14 protein-coding genes and 1 tRNA gene are annotated in these 20,362 nt (G+C 54.5%); 4 read left to right on the top strand and 11 right to left on the bottom strand.

Translation table 11 applies throughout. The features are described 5' to 3' along the window. Positions 1 to 99: 99 nt before the first annotated feature. From QTO31_RS11875 to deoC, 4 genes are all read right to left on the bottom strand, one after another. Positions 100 to 2,151, bottom strand: coding sequence for a hypothetical protein (locus QTO31_RS11875; RefSeq protein ID WP_301429226.1), 2,052 nt, complete (start codon positions 2,149 to 2,151; stop codon positions 100 to 102). Beyond that, positions 2,148 to 4,283: a hypothetical protein gene (locus tag QTO31_RS11870; protein WP_301429225.1), complete on the bottom strand. Its 2,136-nt coding sequence runs from the start codon at positions 4,281 to 4,283 to the stop codon at positions 2,148 to 2,150. Before QTO31_RS11870 ends, QTO31_RS11875 begins: the two co-directional genes overlap by 4 nt. Before the next feature lie 907 nt (positions 4,284 to 5,190). Continuing rightward, on the bottom strand, positions 5,191 to 6,078 hold the full coding sequence (sucD, locus tag QTO31_RS11865) for a succinate--CoA ligase subunit alpha (protein WP_031460683.1): 888 nt from the start codon (positions 6,076 to 6,078) through the stop codon (positions 5,191 to 5,193). Between the two features lie 147 nt (positions 6,079 to 6,225). Beyond that, entirely contained in the window at positions 6,226 to 7,017 is a 792-nt protein-coding gene (gene deoC, locus QTO31_RS11860) for a deoxyribose-phosphate aldolase (protein ID WP_035419667.1), read from the bottom strand. Positions 7,018 to 7,505: 488 nt separating this feature from the next. On the opposite strand from deoC, the gene QTO31_RS11855 reads away from it, so the two are divergent. Continuing rightward, entirely contained in the window at positions 7,506 to 8,411 is a 906-nt protein-coding gene (locus QTO31_RS11855) for a sugar kinase (RefSeq protein WP_301429224.1), read from the top strand. A 129-nt stretch (positions 8,412 to 8,540) separates the two neighbouring features. On the opposite strand, the gene QTO31_RS11850 is transcribed toward QTO31_RS11855, so the two are convergent. From QTO31_RS11850 to QTO31_RS11820, 7 genes are all read right to left on the bottom strand, one after another. Continuing rightward, the gene (locus tag QTO31_RS11850) at positions 8,541 to 9,665 is read right to left on the bottom strand and encodes an FtsW/RodA/SpoVE family cell cycle protein (protein WP_031460680.1); all 1,125 of its coding nucleotides are present in this window, start codon (positions 9,663 to 9,665) and stop codon (positions 8,541 to 8,543) included. A gap of 54 nt (positions 9,666 to 9,719) precedes the next feature. After that, a complete protein-coding gene (aroF, locus tag QTO31_RS11845; RefSeq protein ID WP_367620623.1) occupies positions 9,720 to 10,763 on the bottom strand; it encodes a 3-deoxy-7-phosphoheptulonate synthase in 1,044 nt (347 codons plus the stop codon). Between the two features lie 83 nt (positions 10,764 to 10,846). Then, on the bottom strand, positions 10,847 to 11,302 hold the full coding sequence (ndk, locus tag QTO31_RS11840) for a nucleoside-diphosphate kinase (protein ID WP_031460678.1): 456 nt from the start codon (positions 11,300 to 11,302) through the stop codon (positions 10,847 to 10,849). Between the two features lie 372 nt (positions 11,303 to 11,674). Beyond that, complete coding sequence (locus QTO31_RS11835; RefSeq protein WP_028457183.1) at positions 11,675 to 12,022, bottom strand: roadblock/LC7 domain-containing protein; 348 nt, start codon at positions 12,020 to 12,022, stop codon at positions 11,675 to 11,677. Positions 12,023 to 12,090: 68 nt separating this feature from the next. Then, positions 12,091 to 16,644 (bottom strand): tetratricopeptide repeat protein, encoded by a 4,554-nt coding sequence (locus QTO31_RS11830; protein WP_301429222.1) that lies wholly within the window; start codon positions 16,642 to 16,644, stop codon positions 12,091 to 12,093. A 237-nt stretch (positions 16,645 to 16,881) separates the two neighbouring features. Then, positions 16,882 to 16,958 (bottom strand) — tRNA-Pro (locus QTO31_RS11825). 36 nt (positions 16,959 to 16,994) lie between these two features. After that, a complete protein-coding gene (locus QTO31_RS11820; RefSeq protein ID WP_031458975.1) occupies positions 16,995 to 17,246 on the bottom strand; it encodes a hypothetical protein in 252 nt (83 codons plus the stop codon). A gap of 621 nt (positions 17,247 to 17,867) precedes the next feature. On the opposite strand from QTO31_RS11820, the gene cysC reads away from it, so the two are divergent. The 3 genes from cysC to sat are packed head-to-tail and all read left to right on the top strand — an operon-like array spanning position 17,868 to position 20,260. After that, positions 17,868 to 18,428 carry an adenylyl-sulfate kinase gene (gene cysC / locus QTO31_RS11815; RefSeq protein ID WP_031458974.1) on the top strand — a complete coding sequence of 187 codons (561 nt, stop codon included), beginning with the start codon at positions 17,868 to 17,870 and terminating at the stop codon, positions 18,426 to 18,428. Between the two features lie 2 nt (positions 18,429 to 18,430). Beyond that, complete coding sequence (locus QTO31_RS11810; protein WP_173424545.1) at positions 18,431 to 19,093, top strand: phosphoadenylyl-sulfate reductase; 663 nt, start codon at positions 18,431 to 18,433, stop codon at positions 19,091 to 19,093. Between the two features lie 24 nt (positions 19,094 to 19,117). After that, on the top strand, positions 19,118 to 20,260 hold the full coding sequence (sat, locus tag QTO31_RS11805; protein ID WP_301429221.1) for a sulfate adenylyltransferase: 1,143 nt from the start codon (positions 19,118 to 19,120) through the stop codon (positions 20,258 to 20,260). Positions 20,261 to 20,362: the final 102 nt, after the last annotated feature.

The raw sequence follows: 20,362 nt of genomic DNA, 5'->3' as shown, positions 1-20,362 counted from the left end.
GTTGTTTCGAGCAGGGCTTTTCCAAGTGCTTTCTCTGCCTCGCAGTAGTGCTGAAGAAGAGAGAAGATGGGAGATGCAGATCGTTATTAGTCCAATTACTCACTCTGCATGCTTCGTCTCAACTCGATCAATAACGATACCCAATGTGCGGCCATCTGGAGCTGTCCACGGTGTTACCCGCAGCTCAATCTCGCGTAACCTACTATGAATTGTATGCGATGGTAGTTGGATGATTAACCAGCGCCACGCTGTATCGAGCTTGAACGGGTGACAAATGTTGTCAACGCAGAATTGACCATTTACGGGAGCGTCAGGGCGTAATGCTGCCATACGCAGCCGCACAACCCGACTGTTTGCCGGTAATCGGATGCGGGCCACGGCACTCGTCCAGCGGCTGTGGACTCCGGCCAACGTTTCTGCCGGATAAAACCCGGTCAGATAACCGAAGTCTAATCCATCACCAACATCAATGATTGCCGACGGCGACGGGTATGTGTCACGCCAGGCCAGATCGAGAAGGCGTTGTTCACTCACGTATTGCGGTCGGTATGCCTGTTGCGCTGCGGCCAGATCACCGATTTCGCGCAGCAGATCGCCCAGCCGAACATACGATGGTGGGTAGAGCATGTTGAGGCGCTGTGCGGCTCGATATGCGTTTAATGCACCGTCAATATCTTGTTGGGCGCGTAACACATCGCCCAACGCCAGATAGCCGTCGGGGGTAGGATGGGCAGCGATTGCCTGCTGATAGGCAGTTGTAGCCAGCGCTAGGTTGCCTGATAGACGGGCAAGATCACCACTGAGCCGCCAAAAGCTCCGCAGGCTGCCCTGAATGGCGTACTCCCAGTGATAAGCCATTCCTATCGAGAGGCCAACTGCACCGCTGACCACAAGTGCGACACCGAGTGCTTTGGGCACCAGATGAGGCCGGTCTCTGAATGCAACCCAGGCTCGAGCTGCGTATGGAATGAGGGCAAAGAAGATAAAATGGCGGTAGCGCCCTTCCCCATGGGTTACCAGCGATACGGCAATGAAATAGATCAGCCACAGCCCGAATAAAACTGCTGGTGCGCGTTGGCGCCAGGCTGCGTAGACCAGGGCAGCGACACCGCCAACAGCGATCAGAGCATAGAGCAGATCATCGAAGATCAGGGCAAAAAGGAACAGCAATGGCGGTGGATCGGCCCGATAATCTTCAAGAAGGAATCGATCCTGAATCGCTTTCACCCGCCAGATTGCCAGCCAGTTGGGCCACAGTTTGCGCAGCAGGATGGCTGGGTCTTCACGCAGTCGTTCGAGGCCACGCGCAGTAGCGTAAGCCGCACGTTCGGCAGGGTCAGGAATTGTTTCGAGCACGCGAAAGATGGTTGCCATATCTTCGCGTGGTTCATTGAAAGCCCAGAGGTTGTACGAGAGACCAGTTTCGATCAGAATGCAGCTACGGTAACTCAGGCAATTACGAATCGTCCACGGCGCCACGACGATCATGGCCGTTATCGCAAACGCACATCCGACCAAGAGTGCCGCCGGACGGCGGAGCAGGTACTGCCAGTGACCCGCAGCACTTGCTGCAACCCAGACCACTACGATGAGCGTAAAGTACAGCGGTAGCGAGCGAGTCAGAAGCGCCAGTCCCCATAGTCCACTGGCTGCAAACAACCGCCAATCGCGCCATTGTGCACCACGTTGCCACCAGACCAGTAGTAACCAGCAGGCTGTGCCGAAGAGCGCCGTGAACAACGTTTCACTCATATAAAGTGCGGCAAACGTGGCGTAGGTAAGGAGAATGGCTGCACTGAGGGCGGCAAGCCGATGTACCGGCGGCCCTGCGTCGTCGTTGATAGCCTGTGACAGACGGTATATCAGAAAGACGTTAAACACACTGACCGCGATGTTGGGTAGTGCAGCCAGCCAGACATCACCTCCACTGAGCCAGAGTGATCCGGCCAGCCAGAGCGGATAGAGTGGTGCCCGCAACCAATGGTAACGTTCGTAGAAACTCCAGCCGCGTCCGGCCAGTAGGTCGCGGGCGACCGTGAGATATTCGACTTCATCGTTCGCTGGCAAATGCAGGGGTTGCATCCAGAGCGCTAATCGAATCAGAGCGGCCAGCGATAGGATTGCAATAAGCCACCATACTTCGCGTTTCATCGTACCTCCGCGAAGACAAGTTGTACCCCAAGCCGACGACCATCAGCACTAGCCGGATCGTACTGGCGGGGCCAGAAGGTAGGGGAACGAATAGAGATGATGACTTCTCGCGACGAGGTTGTTATTGGTAACGGTAAGGTGATGGTTTGCCGGTCAGCACCAATCGTAAACGGTTGCGGTTTCCTACCGGTAACAGTTACCCAGATCGTTACCGCACTCTTGTCTGGACGACCGCTCTGTAGGGTTAGTGCAATCTGCTGCGCACCGGCCGGAGCGGTTAGTCGCACCTGTGCCCAGCGGGTTGTCCAACGCCAGTGGTGTTCACCCGGAAGCGGCTGGTGCATGCCACGGATAAAACCCAAATCCAGACCATCACCCAGCAGCAGCCTCGTTGGTGGCGGGGTTACTGCCCGTGCCCAAAGCCAGGCGGCGAGGTCTTCACGTGATGCGGTGGCGAATCCGTTCAGTTCACGTTGTGCAGCAATCAGATCGCCTTGGCGTCGCAGGACATCACCGCGCAGCAGATGTGGGTGGGGATGGGCAGGAAGTACGGAAATGGCTTCATCAAGCCAGTGCAGTGCTGTGGTTTCATCACCACCAAGCAGAGCGGCTCTGGCCAGTGCGACGCGGGCCAGTACCGATTGTCCGTCATACGCTAGTGCTTTGGATGCTGCATTTGCTGCCGTCATTGCATCGCCGTTGGTAAGCGCCTGCTCGGCCAGCAACAGATTCCAGTGCTTGTTCGCCAGTTGCCATGCCATGATGGGATATGGTGCATGCCAGAGCGTGATTAGTACCATAAAGAACGGTACGAGCAGTGTCCATCGCTGACGATGTGGAAAAGCTGTACGTAATCTTACTTGCCAGGCTGCACCTGTCATACCGGTGTAGGCAAGAAGAACTGGATAGAGCGGAAGCCGATAACGAAGTTCAACGTGGAAGATCAGCGTGGTAAAAAGAACATAAGCAGCCCAGGCACCCAACAACCAGCCTGGTTGTGTTAATGTGCGGAAGAATGCCGAAGAGCGTTGTGACGGATCAGGTTGTACCGTTTGCCAGCGTTGTACCAGGCCGTAGCTACCAACCAGCAAGATCAGCAGCCATACGCCATCGCCAAGTACCAGGCGAGCCGCAACTTCAGCCGCCGACACCCAGATCGCCGGTCGTGCCCGCATATCGTCGGTATGTTCGAGCGCGAAAAAGCGACGTAACTCCTGGCCCATTTTTATGATGAAACGCACCGGATCGGCCAGAATAGCTGCTACTCCCCGTTCGGTTGCCAGTCGCTGTCGGTATAGACGATCTTCACCGAGCGCATAAAGTTGAGCTTTTACCGCTTCCCGACCGGCAGGATCGTTGTCAAGCCATAGATTCTCGGCACCAGTGGTGTCGATTAAAATGACTCCCCCGTAGGTTAGGGTATTACGGATCGTCCATGGCCCTACTACCAGCGCCCATCCCAATAAAAACATACCGATACGAATGAACGTCTGTCGACGTTGCCCGCTTTGCCAGCCATTGATCAGCCACCAACCCATAGTTAGCGGCAAGAGTGGCAATGCCACTGAGCGGATTAGGCACAATGCACCGGTAACAACACCGGCACAGACCGCGAGTCGAGAGGTCTGTTGTGGTAACAGGATCAACCAGAACAGCAGACTGAGACCGGCTAGAAAGAGGGTTTCTGTCAGTAGTTCGGTAGCGTTAGCTGCCAGCGTGTAATTGAGGGCGGTAAGTAAACCGGCCAGCAAACCGGCCCAGCGGGCAAAGGCAGGTGATGCTTGCGGTACACTGCGTCGTGCAAGAGTATGGGTGAGCAGAATGATGAGCGGTACCGTGAGCGTACTAATGATACTTTGCACCAGACGCAGGTTTTGCACCAGCGAATCAACAAAGAGGATCGCCGTCGCCAGAAAAAGTGGGTACAGCGGTGGCCGCATCAGACGTAGTTCGACGTACCGCCGTTCTTGCAAGAGGGTTATGGCCTGGGCTAGATACTCAGCTTCATCGCCGCCTAACGGATACAGTTCACGCCAGCGCCAGACCAGCAGGCGAAACACCAATCCCAGCCCGGTTAGAGCCATAATTGCCAGCCACCAGTTTCTTCGATAACCTGCCTGGTTGAGAGTCATATTAAAAGACCTGCCACAGAGAAGAGCGGGTATGACCTCCGCCTGTTATAGCGTTCCTACTAATCCTCTGCGTGAACCTTGTGAGTTCCTCACTTGATCTGACCCCGCTACCAAGGAGAACCGTGGATCAGACGGGGGTTTTCAATGTTCTCAGCTTTGATTCGTCTGTGCTGCTGGGCAATACACTAGCGGCGGGGTGCCGACGAACCTCCGCCACCTGTTGCCGATGCTTCCTGAATCACGCGGTTAGCCGGATACACGGCTTGCGCAGACAGTATTGGTATCAGAGAGTGCAAGGAAGCTGAAAGGCCGCTAAGAGCGTGATCACAAACCTGAATTTCTTATTGGGAACGTACCGTGCCTAGGTAACCCACTCGTTGGGGGCAACGTTCTGTTCCCCCATCCACCGCACGTTCCTGCCGCCGAGTGGGCAGCGCCAGGCGCTGCGTGTGACAGGCTGGGTGAGCGAGAGTTATCCCGCTGCACCTTCCCCTTCTGCTCCCTGTGGATGAGAGGAGGAGGGAAGGGGAAGGTGAGGGCCGCCAGGCGTGCTCTATAGTAACAGGCACTGAAACCGTCGAAACCCTTTGCCATCGCGTCGAGGAGACGCAGGCGTTGCCCGCCGCTGTTTCCCTGACCATTATGGTGCGGTCATAGTCGAGACTCTTCAAAAGCCCAGGTTTTTGATCAGGCTCTAAGGTTCCCTCTCTAGTTGGGATTCGCATGCTCGTATGCGCCATTCCCTCCAGTTTGACCGTTATACACGCGAGAACGGTCGAGCACAATACCTGCGAGGTATGGAACCTTCTCTTGTAAGCGTGAAACCATAGAAAGCGGACACCTCACCTGCCCCTCCTCGTATGAGCGAGGAGGGGCAGCGGGAATGGGGGGCAGCCACACGTTTCAGTTATACCTTCCGTGCACTCAGCGCCTCTTTCACCAAACCGGCAATATCGGCTGGCATACGGGCTACGCGCACTCCGACACTCTCAAGAGCGGCAATCTTCTCTTGGGCTGTTCCTTCACCGCCACTAATGATCGCGCCGGCGTGTCCCATTCGCTTTCCGGGCGGTGCTGTCTGACCGGCAATGAAGCCTACTACCGGCTTACTGACGTGAGCTTTAATGTACGCCGCTGCCTCTTGTTCGGCGGTACCACCAATCTCGCCGATCAGAACGATGGCTTCAGTCTGCGGATCGGCTTCAAACATTGCCAACACATCGATAAAGTTTGTGCCGATGATCGGATCACCGCCGATTCCAACAATCGTACTCTGACCAATACCCAGCCGTGTGAGTGCGTCAACTGCTTCGTATGTCAATGTTCCTGATTTGCTGACAATGCCGACGGGGCCGGGCATGGCAATATTGCCGGGAATGATGCCTACTTTGGCAGCACCCGGTGTGAGGAGGCCGGGGCAGTTAGGACCGATCAGACGTACTCCGCACTCCTGGATAAAGGCATAGGTGCTAACCATGTCGAGCGCCGGAATGCCTTCAGTGATACAAACAATCAAGGGAATACCGGCTGCTGCCGACTCACGAATGGCATCAGGTGCGAAGGGTGCCGGTACATAAATCACGGCAGTATTCGCACCTGTAGCTGCTACCGCTTCTGACACCGTGTTAAATACCGGTACCCTGCCATCAATTGCCGTTTGTCCGCCACGCCCTGGCACAACTCCGGCTACAACCTTTGTCCCGTACTCGATCATCTGGCGAGTATGGAATTCTCCTTCTTTGCCGGTAATTCCCTGTACCAACAATCGGGTGTTGGCATCGATCAGAATGCTCACTCGTTCCTCCTTGTCATCTGTATACACATACGCGATTAGCGTTTTGCCTGCATCTCTCGGTAACATGCGCTTCTTCAACATACCCCATCCTCTCTGGCCGAAAAGAGGATGGTAGATGCTGATTCAACAGCGCCTGCGTCAGCGTTTCTAATACATATCGCTACGTCGTGGTTCTGAAGCGGTTCCTTCTGCTTCTTGTACAATCACCACTCCAGCCGAAGTACCAATGCGGCTTGCTCCCGCTCCAATCAGCTCCTGCGCCATTGCCAGTGAGCGTATTCCGCCCGACGCCTTCACCCCGATGGTCGGGCCAACGGTTGCTCGCATGAGTCGAATGTCGGCAACGGTTGCCCCACCTGGCCCAAAACCGGTACTGGTTTTGACAAAATCAGCCCCGGCACGTACTGCCAGAATACAGGCCGCAATCTTTTCGATATCGGTCAGCAGACCGGTTTCCAGAATAACTTTGACCAGCACACCACTGGCATGCGCAGCATCGGTTACGGCACGAATATCATCGACGACGGCGTGATACTCGCGGCCGCGCAATGCACCAATCGCCATCACCATATCAACTTCGTGTGCACCGTGACCAATTGCTTGCACCGTTTCAAAGACTTTCACTTTCGTGGTCGTTGCGCCGAGCGGAAAGCCTATAACCGTGCAAACACGTACCGGAGAACCGGCCAGGGCACGTGCGCAGCGCTCGACATAACGCGGATTGACACAAACACTGGCGAAGCGGTACTGTTTGGCTTCATTGCATAGCCGATCAATCTGATCAACCGTTGCTTCAGCTTTAAGCAAAGTGTGATCAATCAGGCTGGCAATCGGCGTGTCTGAGGCTGGTGGGGGTGGTAAATTCGCTAACGGCGTCCCGGTCGGAAGACCGACCAGTGACTCTATTTGTGCCCGCACCTGTGCGATTACATCTTCCACGGTAACGCTCCTCTTGACGGGCGGCGCCCTCATTCGACATCATTCACGATGCTATTGTAGCATAGCCAGACAAGCTGTTCGCTGAATGGCAATGATAGGCGATTGACAGCGCGGATTGATTGCAAAGCCGGTTTTCGCACAGCGATTTTGGTGAAAAGGAATATCCTTTGCTTATCTATTTCACGCTACGTCACACCTCCATCTGCGACCTGATCGGGGAGCGCGGGCCTCTGGCCCGCCTCCTGATGGAGGATCGTGCCTTTCTCCCCATTCTTTTCCTGTCGTAGAGCGATTTGGTGTGCGATAATGGGGTTTTTGGTATTGCGATGCGTAATCTGCTCTTGCTTGAAGTGGTTCGAGACAACAAGACGACGCCCTGTCTTTCCATTTGAATCGGCGTACTCCGTGCGCAGGAGAAATGCCCCGTTTCTAACACGAATGACGGTACGATGCAAATATGCGAAATAACGAGACTTGGGAGGTTAATAATGACACGTTTTGATGTGATCGGCGTAGGGATTGCCAGTTGGGATTTGATCGGTGTGACAGCACACCCACCTACCCTTGGTCAAAAGCAGCCATTGGCCGGATATGTGGAGATGGGAGGTGGCCCGGTGGCAACGGCCCTGGTAACGCTGGCCCGGCTCGGAGCACGAGTGGCATTGTTGAGTGCTGTTGGTGATGATCGGTATGGAACTGCTATTCGCGTAGAGCTGAACCGCTTTGGAGTTGACACCTCTCTCCTTATGACAGGTCATGGCTCGTCGCATATTGCCTTCGTCCTGGCCGAGCCAGGAAGCGACCGGCGTACTGTCTGGTGGTACAACGAAGCGGCTGTCTTTAGCAATCTTGACTTTCCACCAGCACTGGCATCACAAACTCGTGCCTTGCTGATCGACAGTCATCTGCCAGTTGCACTGACGGCTGCTCGTCAGGTGCGCGCTGCTGGCGGACGGATCATGATTGACGCTGAGCGGGTGAATCCGACGGTGCTAGAGTTGCTGCCTCTGTGTGATGACATTGTGGTCTCGGCCAATTTTGCCCGTGCGGTGACCGGTCTTTCTGATCTGGCTGCGGCAACGCAGGCTCTGGCCGAACAGTATCGCACATTGGTTGTAGTGACGGCTGGTGAGGCTGGAAGTTGGGCCTGTTCAGGTGGCGAACTGATCTTTACGCCTGCATTTCCTACCAGTCCGGTGGATACGACCGGTTGTGGAGATGTTTTTCACGGTGCACTGCTCTTTTCTTTACTCCGTAACGATCCCTTGCCGGTGGCTTTGCGTTTTGCCAGCGCCGCTGCCGCGCTCAAAACGCGAGGTCTCGGTGGTCGGAGTACTCTGCCAACATTGGCCGAGGTTGAGACATTCATGCGCGAAGCTCCACCAACACCATAGTCCGGCTTGCGTTATGGCCTTTGTTGTTGAGAGTGTGGAGCTGAACATGCTCAAAAAGCACGGCCTCACCTCTGATGGTGACGGACTTCAAACGTAAGGGCGAGGTACCGCCTCGCCCTTATGTCCTCCTTAAAAAGCAATTTGCCGATGACGCAGACTGATGCTTTGTAAAAGACCGATCGCGGCCAGTGAGGTCAGCATAAAACTCCCACCGGCTGAGATGAACGGTAGTGGAAGACCAGTAACCGGCAATAAACTCATGTTCATGCCGAGATTGATCACGATGTGGCTGAAGAACATTCCAAAAATGCCGAAAGCAACCAGTCGTCCAAATTGATCACGGGCTTTTCCGGCAACAGTGAGCGTTTGCCAGAGTAAGACAGCTAGAAAGACGATCAACACCACACCACCAATGAAGCCTAACTCTTCACCGATTACCGCAAAGATAAAGTCGGTATGTTGTACCGGCACGTAGTTGCCCTGGCTAAACAGACCGCGGGTAAGTCCTGCACCGGTAAGACCGCCCGAACTAATTGCGTTAAGTGCTTGAATCACGTTATAAGCAGCATTAAAATCAGCCTCCGCCGGATTGGTGAGCAGATAGTAAAAGGTGCTGAGCCGGATTTGCTGATACGAGTCGAGCACGTAATGCCAGGCAATCCACGCAAGGGGAATTGATACAACGAGTAATGTCAGCAATTGCGATAACCGCATACCGCCCCCCCACGCGATCACCAACCAGATGCTGGCCATGACCAGGGTTGTTCCTAGATCAGGTTGAATAAAGACCAATGCCATGGGGGGGATTGCAATCAATAGGCCACCGGCCTGAACTACCCAGCTTTCGCCACGATCAGCATGGTGCTGCCAGTAGGTGGCAAGCGTCAGGATTAACATTAGTTTTGCCAACTCGGCCGGCTGAAACGTACGTTCTCCGATGGCAATCCAGCTTTGTGCCCCTTCGCTGATGCGCCCAACAACCAGCACTGCGCTCAGTAGAAGAACAATACCGATGTAGAGCGGTCGAGCGAGACTCGAGAGCAGACGGTAATCAAACAGCATCATGGCTCCCATGAGGAGCAGACCAATGATGATGTAGATGATTTGACGGTCAAAGACAGGACGTAGTGGGAGCCCATTACCGGCTACGGCGTTAAGGGTAGCACTGTGGAGCGCTAAAATGCCGATAATGAGCAACACGACCACGCTTCCCAATATGGCCCAGTCCAGATCACGCCAGCGTCTGATCTCCATTCTTATCCCTCTTTGGGTATTCTCAAGCAGCCGGGGTTATGCCCAGATTCGTTGTTAACCGGATTGCGTGATCCTGTTGTGTATGAGCGGTCGTCCGATTGCTATGGCAATCCGTTGCAATTGTTGCATTAATTCGGCGAAACCTTCAGGTACCAGCGATTGGGTGCCGTCACAAACAGCAAAGGCCGGATTATCGTGCACTTCAACGATCAAACCGTCAGCACCGGCAGCAATTGCCGCTCGCGCCATCGGTATTACCATATCGGCCCGTCCACTGGCGTGTGATGGATCAACGATCACTGGGAGATGAGAAAGTTTCTTGATCAGCGGAACCGCTCCCAGGTCGAGAGTAAAGCGAAGACTGTCGTCAAATGTGCGAATCCCTCGTTCGCACAGGACAACATGCGGATTTCCCTCGGCCAGAATGTATTCAGCGGCCAAGAGCAGGTCTTTCACCGTGGCAGCAAAACCTCGTTTGAGCAGGACAGGATGCCGAGTACGTCCGACTGCACGGAGCAGCGAATAGTTTTGCATGTTACGCGCACCGATTTGCAACATATCGGCGTACTGGTTTACCAGGGGGAGGGTTTCTGTGTCCATCACTTCGGTAACGACCGGCATCCCAGTTAGTGCCCGTGCTTCGGCCAGAATCTGTAACCCGGCTTCCCCCAAACCCTGGAAGGTATAGGGCGATGTCCGTGGTTTGTAGGCGCCACCCCGCAGCATCACGGCGCCGGCAGCTTGCACAGCATGTGCTATGTTCAGCGTTTGCTCACGACTCTCAACAGTACACGGGCCGGCAATAATGGCAATCCCCTGACCACCAATTGGCACCCCTCCGACGTCGACGACGGTATCGAGTTCTTTGAATTCCCGACTTACTAGCTTATACGGGGCTGTTACGCGGATTAATTGGCTCACGCCGGGCAAACGTTGTAATCGCCCGGCTTGCTCAATCGGGCCTTGATTTCCCGTTATGCCAATTGCAGTGCGGGTTGGCCCCGGCATTGGGTGCGGGGTGAATCCCATAGCCCGGATTTCGGCGCACACGGCTTCAATCTGCTCTGCCGTGGCATGGGCTTCCATGACTACCAGCATAGACAAGTTGGCGGTTAGTTGCAATCATCTGATCGCACCAACCGCATTGACGGACAGCAATGTCCGTTATCGATAACCCTGAACTATTCGTAGATCCAACCGTCAAGAGAGCGATTCCACTCGCCAACCAGCTCGTGGGGCTGGAAGAAGATGGCCGTTTCGCGTTCGCCACTTTCCGGCGAGTCTGAGGCGTGAATCAGATTTCTGCCAATATCTACCCCAAAATCACCGCGGATTGTACCTGGTGCAGCTTTAGCCGGGTTGGTTGCGCCAACCATCGCACGAACCAGCTCGACAGTGCCTGGCTTACCGGCGACAACCGCCAATACGACCGGCCCAGAGGTGATATAGCTGACCAGACCATTGAAAAAGCTCTTGCCTTCATGCTCGGCATAATGCCGACGGGCAAGGGCTTCATCTACCTGCATCAGTTTGAGACCTTGAAACTTTAAGCCACGTTGCTCGAACCGGCTAATGATAGCACCAATCAGTCCTCGCTGTACTGCGTCAGGTTTCAGGATTAACAATGCACGTTCCATGGACACCTCATTACGTTACGAAACAGTTGTTTTCCTCGGTCAGTATACCATAACCCGAATGTCTGCTCTTCAGGACGAGCACCCGACGAACATCAGCGACCCGCGTACTCAGGACGTCTGGCTCTCTCCCTTTCCCACACAGCGAGAGGAAGGGCACGGGTAAAGCGCGTCTGCTGATGGATAAACCTGCTGACCAACCGTTCACCGCTTTGCCAGGGGAGACGAAGGGGAAAAGGTGCGATAGAGGTATCTATCCTCCCCCTCAGCCGTTACGGAAGGGCTATACTCCTTGTGGCAGATAGAAGCGAACAACGAAGAACGACAGACTGATCGCCTGTCGTTCTTTGCAGCAGATACGTGTCCTGTCTGCGATCAGATCGGTACTGCTTCGCTGATCCGTTTAGCAGCACGGCGCATTTCCATTTTGACCAGACCAAGGTTGACCGTGCGCTGGGTGATCACCACCAGGATTAGCTCTTTGGCTTCGAGCATCAAGATCGAACCGTCTTTGGCATCAATGATTGAATCGACGAGATTCCCGACCCCTAGCCGTCGGGTTGCCTTGTCAATTTCGCCGAAGACCGCTGCTGACATTGCGCCCAGGATCTCAGCATCTTCTTCATCAAGCAGCGTGCTGGCGACAACCAAACCATCTTTGCCGACCAGCAAGCTCCCAATGACGCCATCGACCCGGATGAGATCTTCTACAATGCGTCGCATGCTAAACCTTTCTTGTGGTGCCATCGTGTAGTCTGCTTTCGTCTACTCAAAAACGACGGATACCTCACTTATTCTGCAAAAGTGGCGCTGTACGTAGCAATTGCCTCTTCCAGTCGCCCTTGACGCGAATAAACATCGCCGAGAATGCGGTATAACTGTCGTAGAACCGGCCTCTCTTCAACCGTGTTGATGAGATCCTCCAGTTCTTCGGCCATTTGAGCCAGTAGATTGGAGTGTTTAAGTAATCGCCGGTAAATAACGGCCATCAATTCAGCCTGACCGGTTTGCGCACAGAGACGGGCAATGGTAAATGCCAATGCATGATTGGTCGGATTGGAGCTAAGCTGTCGCAGATAATCGTCTATGGTTGTATTGCCGGTTGGAATAAAATCTTCCGGTGCACGTGGGCGGAGTGGCGCCCGTGCAGATCGACCCCGTCCACTGCTGGCAGCTTCCCGACGGGCGAAACGCAGGTCGTCTCGCGTCGGTGTTACGTTCCGGCGTTCTTCACTGACGGATGGCCGCGATGTTGGTTGTGATTTCGCTCGCTCACCAAGTGGTGGTAGTACAACCCGTGCTGGCTCGGCTTTCGGTAGCTCCGGCGGCGTCTGCCAGATGTCATCAAGGGCGTCGAGGGGTTCGGGAACGAAGCCAATGTCCTCTGGGGCCGGTGTTCGTGGTGGTTCCTCTCTGCGTGGTGCGGTACGAACAGCTTTTGCGACCGGTGCCGTTTCAGCAACGCTGAAGTCGAACAGGTCATCTTCAGATGTAACCGCAGTCTCTGGTTGCGGTTGAGTTTGTCGAGCAGCCTCCAGTTGGGCAATCTCTTCGGGCGAGAGGCCCAACTCTTCAAGTGAGAAGGGCTTTAACTCCGGCTCAGCATCGGCGGGCTGTGCCTGCTGCTGGGCGGCTTCCAGTTGGGCAATCTCTTCGGGCGAGAGGCCCAGCTCTTCAAGTGAGAAGGGCTTTAGCTCCGGCTCAGCATCGGCGGGCGGCGCCTGCTGCTGGGCGGCTTCCAGTTGGGCAATCTCTTCGGGCGAGAGGCCCAACTCTTCGAGCGAGAAGGGTGTCAACTCCGGCTCGGCGGGAGCGGGCTGTGCCTGCTGCTGGGCGGCCTCTAGTTGGGCAATCTCTTCGGGCGAGAGACCCAGCTCTTCGAGCGAGAAGGGTGTCAGCTCCGGCTCGGCGGGAGCGGGCTGTGCCTGCTGCTGGGCCGCTTCCAGTTGGGCAATCTCTTCGGGCGAGAGACCCAGCTCTTCGAGCGAGAAGGGTGTCAACTCCGGCTCGGCGGGATTGGCGGGGCTTTCATCAAAGGGGGTCAGGTCGGCTGATACCGTGGGTGACACTCCTGCCGGTTCTTCTTCGCCAAGCTCTGCCTCCATATCGATGATCTCATCACCATCACGAATCTGAATTCCCGCACGATAGAGCGACCAACCGATCTGCTCAATCCGGTCGGCCTCGCGTTCAGGGTCTTTCACAACGGCAATAATATCAGTGAGATCGACATATCCCTGGCGGTATCCCAACTGGATCAGCCGGTTGAGATCAGGATCGCCGGTATCGATCATCGGCTCTTCGTTATCCGAGAGCACGACTGTCTCAAAATTACCTAACTCGATGCCTTCAATTTCTTCAGGCGAGATACCAAGCTCACTGGTAGTTGTGGTTCCCCCTTCAATATCATCGAAAGAGAAAGGTTCCAGACTGGCAAATTCCTCGAATGAAATGGGTTCGACGCCAGGTATCTCGAACGATGTCTCATCAGTCGTTGCCGCAGGTTCCAGATGAGCAAATATATCACTCTCATCAGAACTTGCCGTTGCGATCAGGTTATCAATTGACTCATCGGTAAATGCGACCGTTTCACCAGTGGCTTGTGGTTGCTGGGCGGCCTCAAGCTGAGCAATCTCTTCGGGCGAGAGACCCAGCTCTTCGAGCGAGAAGGGCGTCAGCTCCGGCTCGGCGGGAGCGGGCTGCGCCTGCTGCTGAGCGGCTTCCAGTTGGGCAATCTCTTCGGGCGAGAGACCCAACTCTTCGAGCGAGAAGGGCTTTAACTCCGGCTCGGCGGGAGCGGGCTGCGCCTGCTGCTGAGCGGCTTCCAGTTGGGCAATCTCTTCGGGCGAGAGACCCAGCTCTTCGAGTGAGAAGGGCGTCAGCTCCGGCTCGGCGGGAGCGGGCTGCGCCTGCTGCTGAGCGGCCTCAAGCTGAGCAATCTCTTCGGGCGAGAGACCCAACTCTTCGAGCGAGAAGGGCTTTAACTCCGGCTCGGCGGGAGCAGGCTGCGCCTGCTGCTGAGCGGCCTCAAGCTGAGCAATCTCTTCGGGCGAGAGACCCAACTCTTCGAGCGAGAAGGGCGTCAACTCCGGCTCGGCGGGAGCAGGCTGTGCCTGCTGCTGAGCGGCCTCAAGCTGAGCAATCTCTTCGGGCGAGAGACCCAGCTCTTCGAGCGAGAAGGGCGTCAACTCCGGCTCGGCGGGAACATCTTCCTTCTTCTCACTGAGTGCACTCACAGCGCCGGTTGGCGCTAGACTCTCGTCAAGACTTGTTTTTGGAATACGGAATGTACCGGTCAGACGTTCTTCTGAATCGTCTTCTTCACGCAACGACACATCATCACTTGAGAAATATGCTGCCACATCAGCTTCTGTCAGCTCAACCGATGACAGCGGTGGTTCCTCGAACGGTGGCAAATGAGATGCTCGCTCGAGCAACTTACTAAATATTGATGGCCCGGTTGGTTCTGACTCTTGGGGAATCTGAATTCCACTACTACGCGATGATGGTTCCTGCCAGCTATAGATACCCGGTTCGATTGTCTCAGTGGATGATTCGGGTGGCGCCGTCATCTCCTCATCGAGGGCCAGATCATCGAGGGAAAACGGCTGCAACGTTGACGGCAAATCGCTGCCTGTCGTCGCTGAGCCAAACTCAAGATCATCGAGCGAAAAGGGTTGCAGACCACTCAGATCATCATCAAAGGTTTCTGTCCCTGATGTCGGCGTTGATAGTGCTGAAGCCCCTCGCAGTTGGGCAATCTCTTCGGACGAGAGGCCGAGTTCTTCCAGCGAGAAGGGCTTTAGCTCTGGTTCGGCCGCGGGCGCCTGCCCTTCCAGTTGAGCAATTTCTTCAGCAGAGAGGCCGAGTTCTTCCAGCGAGAAGGGCTTTAGCTCTGGTTCGGCCGCGGGCGCCTGCCCTTCCAGTTGAGCAATCTCTTCGGACGAGAGGCCAAGGTCTTCCAGCGAGAAGGGCTTTAGCTCTGGTTCGGCCGCGGGCGCCTTCCCTTCCAGTTGAGCAATTTCTTCAGCCGAAAGGCCGAGTTCTTCCAGCGAGAAGGGCTTTAGCTCTGGTTCAGCCGCGGGCGCCTTCCCTTCCAGTTGAGCAATCTCTTCAGCCGAAAGGCCGAGTTCTTCTAGCGAGAAGGGCTTTAGCTCTGGTTCAGCCGCGGGCGCCTTCCCTTCCAGTTGAGCAATCTCTTCAGCCGAAAGGCCAAGGTCTTCCAGCGAGAAGGGCTGCAAAGTGGGTTCAGATGGTGTAACCGGCGCTCTAGACACATCCACCCCAATCTCATCAAGTGTCAGTCCGGTTAGAGTGGACGTTGAAGAAAGGAGCGAATCCAAAAACGTATCATGATCAGCCACTGCTGATGGTGGTGGTTCGGCAACACTGGTTGCTACTGTTGGTGAGAAAAGCAACATCGCCAGCAAATCATCATCTGAAGCAGCCGAGGCTGCTACCGGTGCAGATTGAACTGTAGGTGTTAACCAACTGGCTTCGGCGAAGAAATCATCAGGAGCCGGTGCTGTCGCTGATACTGGCGCTGCTGCTGCGGAACGTCGCGCTTGCCATTCGGCCTCGTTCCATTCTGGCAGTGAAACATCAGGGATTGGAATGCCGGATGGTAGCGGATCGAACAACATCCGTGCGACGGTCTGATATGGATCGAGGCGCTGGGCGATTCGCCAGTACTCGATCCCGCGCTGATCGCCATTGTTCAGCAAAATAGCGCCAAGGATCAGGTTGGCTTTGAGGAGAAGGGGATGTTGCTTCAACACCTGTTGACAGACAGCAACTGCTTCATCAAGCTGATCGTTGCGCCAGAGTGCTTCGATCAAGCCAACCCATGCATCAAGGCGGTTGGGATGTTCGTCCACAACATTGCGAAACTCGAGGATGGCCTGTGGTAACATCTGACCACGCGCATACAGTCGGGCCAATCCAGAACGGCTGAGACGAAGCGCAGCGTGTTCACTCCCCCAAGCTTCCGTATAGAGGCGTACCAATTGCGCACGCAATTCAGGCATATCGGGACGGATCTCAAGGGCCTGCTCGAATTCAGCAATGGCCTTATCCAGTCTACCCTGCCACTCGTATGCCATACCTAGCCCCACATGGGCCGGAATGTTTTCGGGGTCGGCTTGCAAGACTTGTTCAAAAGTGGCTACGGCTGCCGGTAAATCACGTTGCGCCAGATACGCTTCACCGAGGAGTCGTTGTGCTTCAAGGTTATCTGGATGATATTCAATAATATGCTGGATCAAGCCAATTGCCTGCTCGATCTGGTTCGCCTCGAGGAAAGTTCTGGCTTGTGTATAGGCGTCTTGCAGGCTGATGGTCGCCATCCCGGATCCTCCCACATTGTGATGTTGGCGCCGCCAGAAATGAACTCATGCGTTGAGGGAACGCTGTAGCAGCGCGAGTAGAATTCGCCACATGATAGCAGTATAGCGCCGGATCATGGCAGGTGTCAAGATGGTAACGGTCAAAATCGGCATTTTACCAATATTATATGCAAAAAAATCATTTACTGCTCAGGGATAAAAACAAAGACCGGTGAGAATGACTCACCAGTCTTCGTGTGGTCGGGGCGACTGGATTTGAACCAGCGACCTCCTGAACCCCATTCAGGTGCGCTACCGGTCTGCGCTACGCCCCGGATGTGCCCTGATTATAGCGCGGCTGCGGCGAAGAGTCAAACTTCACGCCAGATGAGCGAAGCAAAGAAACCAAGCGCAGCGCCGAAAGGCAACGCTGCAATACCCCATATCACCACAGCAGGAAAGATTACTCCTAGCCATTGCTGCCAACTGGCTTCCGGTGATAATCGACCGGTGAAGAAGCCGATGACCACCGTGAACAGCCCTCCCAGGAAAACGGCCAGCAGGGCCAGGATGAGAGCACCGTTGATTGCCCAGCGAATACGTCGTGAAGGTGATGGATCCATACCTGTGTGACTGAGTAGTTCTCGTTCATGTGATCCGAATATCGTGCCGGCATGGTACTCGGAAGCGTTTGTGTTGTCAATGATATTTTTAATTCTTGAGTTCTTGATCAAGTATATTGACAAAAGAGGGAAGTTCGCTTATACTCAATGCTGCATCGACTTACGAGAAAGTGAGGGCAAACGTGTGGAATTCATCTCGTGATCGTTCTTCTGGTATCGCAGTGATCAAACCGCAAGTCCCCCACGTGCAGCGTGATGATAAGGTGTTATTTTCTCCAGTGTCTTCTCAATCAGCCATCTCCCCCCTGACCGGTTGTCTATTCTGTTGTAGCTGTTATCCGAACCTCGTATAGATTGTGCCCCTTGTAATGGGCGATAAACGTAAGCTGACCGAAGTCCATCCTGTGGCGTTTACCACTATGGATCGGTGGCTACTCTGGTTGTCTGTTTCCCAGGGCCATTGATGTCATCTGGGAGCTCAGATTTTCTTTGATCGTTCACGTTGCTCGTGGCATCGCTAACTCACATGACCTTTTCACCATAATGCCACCGTGGTACGGGCATCGTGACAGATATTGCTGCGTAAAGCCATAAGACATCTTATAGCAGAGGAGACAGCGTGTGCGAACTGCTTTCTCAACGGTCTCTCATTCGGGGCTAGTGATCTGGTTTACTGGACTTTCTGGAGCAGGAAAAACGACACTGGCTCGTGCCCTGGCAACAGTTCTGCAAGAAGCCGGTTACCCCGTCGAACAACTCGACGGTGATGTTGTGCGTGAGCATCTGTCGAAGGGATTAGGCTTTAGTCGCGAAGATCGTGATACTAACATCCGCCGCATTGGTTTTGTCGCTAACTTACTGGCCAAACACGGCGTTATTGTGCTGGTTAGTGCTATCAGCCCCTACCGTGTAACCCGGACCGAAGTTCTAGCAGCCGCGCCCAGGAAACTGGAGGTATTTGTTGAAGCTCCGCTAGAGGTCTTGATTCAGCGCGATGTGAAGGGTTTGTATGCCAAAGCATTGCGTGGTGAAATTGCTCAATTTACCGGCATTTCCGATCCCTACGAACCGCCGCTCAATCCTGATGTGCATCTGCGAACTGATCAGATGACTTTACGGGAATGCCTTGATCAGTTGCTCGTTGCCCTTGAACGTTTGGATATTACGGTAAGGAGGAATTGATAATGACTGAACAGTGGGATGAGCATACCGATCCGCTTGAGGTGATTCGCTGGGCACTGGTGAATTATCCGGATTTGTTAATAACCAGCGCCTTCAACCTTAACGGTGTTGTGATGCTTGAGCTGGCAGCTTTGGCCGGTTATACCGGTGAGGTAGTTTTTGTCGATACAGGTTACCACTTTCCCGAAACTTTGGCCACGCGCGATCAGTTGATAGCCCGTTACCCGCAAATGCAGTTTGTCACACTCAGTGCAAATGTACCGCTTGACCCATGGGGGCAAGAACAGTTTCGCACTGATCCAGACGGTTGTTGCCGTATTCGCAAGGTAGCACCCTTACGGGAATATCTGGCTCGTAAAAAGCCTTCAGCACTCTTGAATGCACGTAGCCGGGATCAGGCATTAACGCGCCGTCATCTGGAGTTTCTCGAATTCGGTGAACGGTTGCGGATTAACCCTCTGGCTTACTGGAGCCGTCAACAGCTAGAGATGTTTGTTCAAACACGTCAGCTACCGGTGAATCCGCTGTACTGGGCAGGTTTCTTGAGTATTGGTTGTTGGCCGTGTACGCGAGCAGTGCAAGCTGGTGAGGATGTGCGGGCTGGTCGTTGGTCAGGTCAGGGAAAAACTGAGTGTGGATTGTGGGTTGGTAGACAGTCACTCTGAACACTGAATACGGTGAGACAAGATATGACATCGGCAAGTCATTTACCAAAACCTCATGGTGGTGTGTTGGTCGAGCGAATTCGTCCTGCTCACCTACGCGAATATGATCATCTACCAGCACTGGAGCTTGATGAACGGGCATATGCCGATCTTGAACTGATCGCTACAGGTGTTTATTCCCCGTTAGAAGGTTTCATGGGGCAGGTCGATTATCTGAGTGTGTTGGAAGCAATGCGATTAGCGAATGGTCTGCCGTGGAGTATTCCAATTACGTTGGGTGTATCTAAACGTGATGCTACACAATACTGGAGGACCGTTCGATTGACCAGGAAGGGACATACGGTAGGACTGCTCGAAGTGGAAGAACAGTATCAACCGGATAAAGAATATGAGGCATTCGCAGTCTATCGTACAACGGATCTGTCTCATCCCGGTGTTGCGGCACTGTTTGCCTCTGGTGAGGTATACCTGGCCGGCAAAGTGCAATTGTTCGTGTTGGATCGCGGGCCGTTTCCCGAACACCACTATACCCCCCGTGAGACTCGGCAACTGTTTCAGGAGCGAGGGTGGAAGACGGTCGTCGCATTTCAGACTCGCAATCCGATCCACCGGGCGCATGAGTATCTACACAAAGTTGCCCTTGAGTATCTCGATGGCTTATTTCTCCATCCGCTCGTGGGTTCCACGAAGTCTGACGATGTGCCTGCTACTGTGCGAATGGCAGCTTATCAGGTGCTGATCGAACGATACTATCCGCGGGATCGAGTGCTGTTAGGCGTTTATCCTGCGGCAATGCGTTATGCAGGGCCACGTGAGGCTGTTTTGCATGCGATTAGCCGTAAGAACTATGGCTGCACACACTTTATTGTGGGGCGTGATCACGCAGGAGTTGGCAATTACTATGGCCCTTATGAGGCACAGACAATCTTTGCGAATTTTAGCCCTGAGGAGATCGGCATCCAAATTCTTAAATTTGATCATACGTTCTACTGCCGTGCCTGCGCGACAGTAGTCTCGCCACGGACCTGCCCACACGATTCCCGGTACCATCTGACCCTCTCAGGCACGCGGGTACGTGAGTTGCTACGTGCGGGGATGCCGTTACCGCCAGAATTTACTCGACCTGAAGTCGCCGAGGTACTGCGCGCTGCCTATCAAGTGTCGTAGTTGATCAGAGGGTAGTCTGACAGGGTTCATAAGGTTTTTGTCGTGGATGGTATGGATTGGTTTACATCTGGCTCAGCACGTTTTGGTGCGCCGGTTGAGGTG

The sequence above is a fragment of the Chloroflexus sp. MS-CIW-1 genome (assembly GCF_030444705.1).
Lineage (GTDB): Bacteria > Chloroflexota > Chloroflexia > Chloroflexales > Chloroflexaceae > Chloroflexus.
This window is presented reverse-complemented; position numbering and strand designations above follow the sequence as displayed.

Bases quoted from the DNA above. Each gene is read 5' to 3' on its own strand.
- QTO31_RS11875 (WP_301429226.1), bottom strand. From the start codon at position 2,151: ATGAAACGCGAAGTATGGTGGCTTATTGCAATCCTATCGCTGGCCGCT.
- QTO31_RS11870 (WP_301429225.1), bottom strand. From the start codon at position 4,283: ATGACTCTCAACCAGGCAGGTTATCGAAGAAACTGGTGGCTGGCAATT.
- QTO31_RS11855 (WP_301429224.1), top strand. From the start codon at position 7,506: ATGACACGTTTTGATGTGATCGGCGTAGGGATTGCCAGTTGGGATTTG.
- QTO31_RS11850 (WP_031460680.1), bottom strand. From the start codon at position 9,665: ATGGAGATCAGACGCTGGCGTGATCTGGACTGGGCCATATTGGGAAGC.
- aroF (WP_367620623.1), bottom strand. From the start codon at position 10,763: ATGCTGGTAGTCATGGAAGCCCATGCCACGGCAGAGCAGATTGAAGCC.
- ndk (WP_031460678.1), bottom strand. From the start codon at position 11,302: ATGGAACGTGCATTGTTAATCCTGAAACCTGACGCAGTACAGCGAGGA.
- QTO31_RS11835 (WP_028457183.1), bottom strand. From the start codon at position 12,022: ATGCGACGCATTGTAGAAGATCTCATCCGGGTCGATGGCGTCATTGGG.
- QTO31_RS11830 (WP_301429222.1), bottom strand. From the start codon at position 16,644: ATGGCGACCATCAGCCTGCAAGACGCCTATACACAAGCCAGAACTTTC.
- QTO31_RS11820 (WP_031458975.1), bottom strand. From the start codon at position 17,246: ATGGATCCATCACCTTCACGACGTATTCGCTGGGCAATCAACGGTGCT.
- QTO31_RS11810 (WP_173424545.1), top strand. From the start codon at position 18,431: ATGACTGAACAGTGGGATGAGCATACCGATCCGCTTGAGGTGATTCGC.
- sat (WP_301429221.1), top strand. From the start codon at position 19,118: ATGACATCGGCAAGTCATTTACCAAAACCTCATGGTGGTGTGTTGGTC.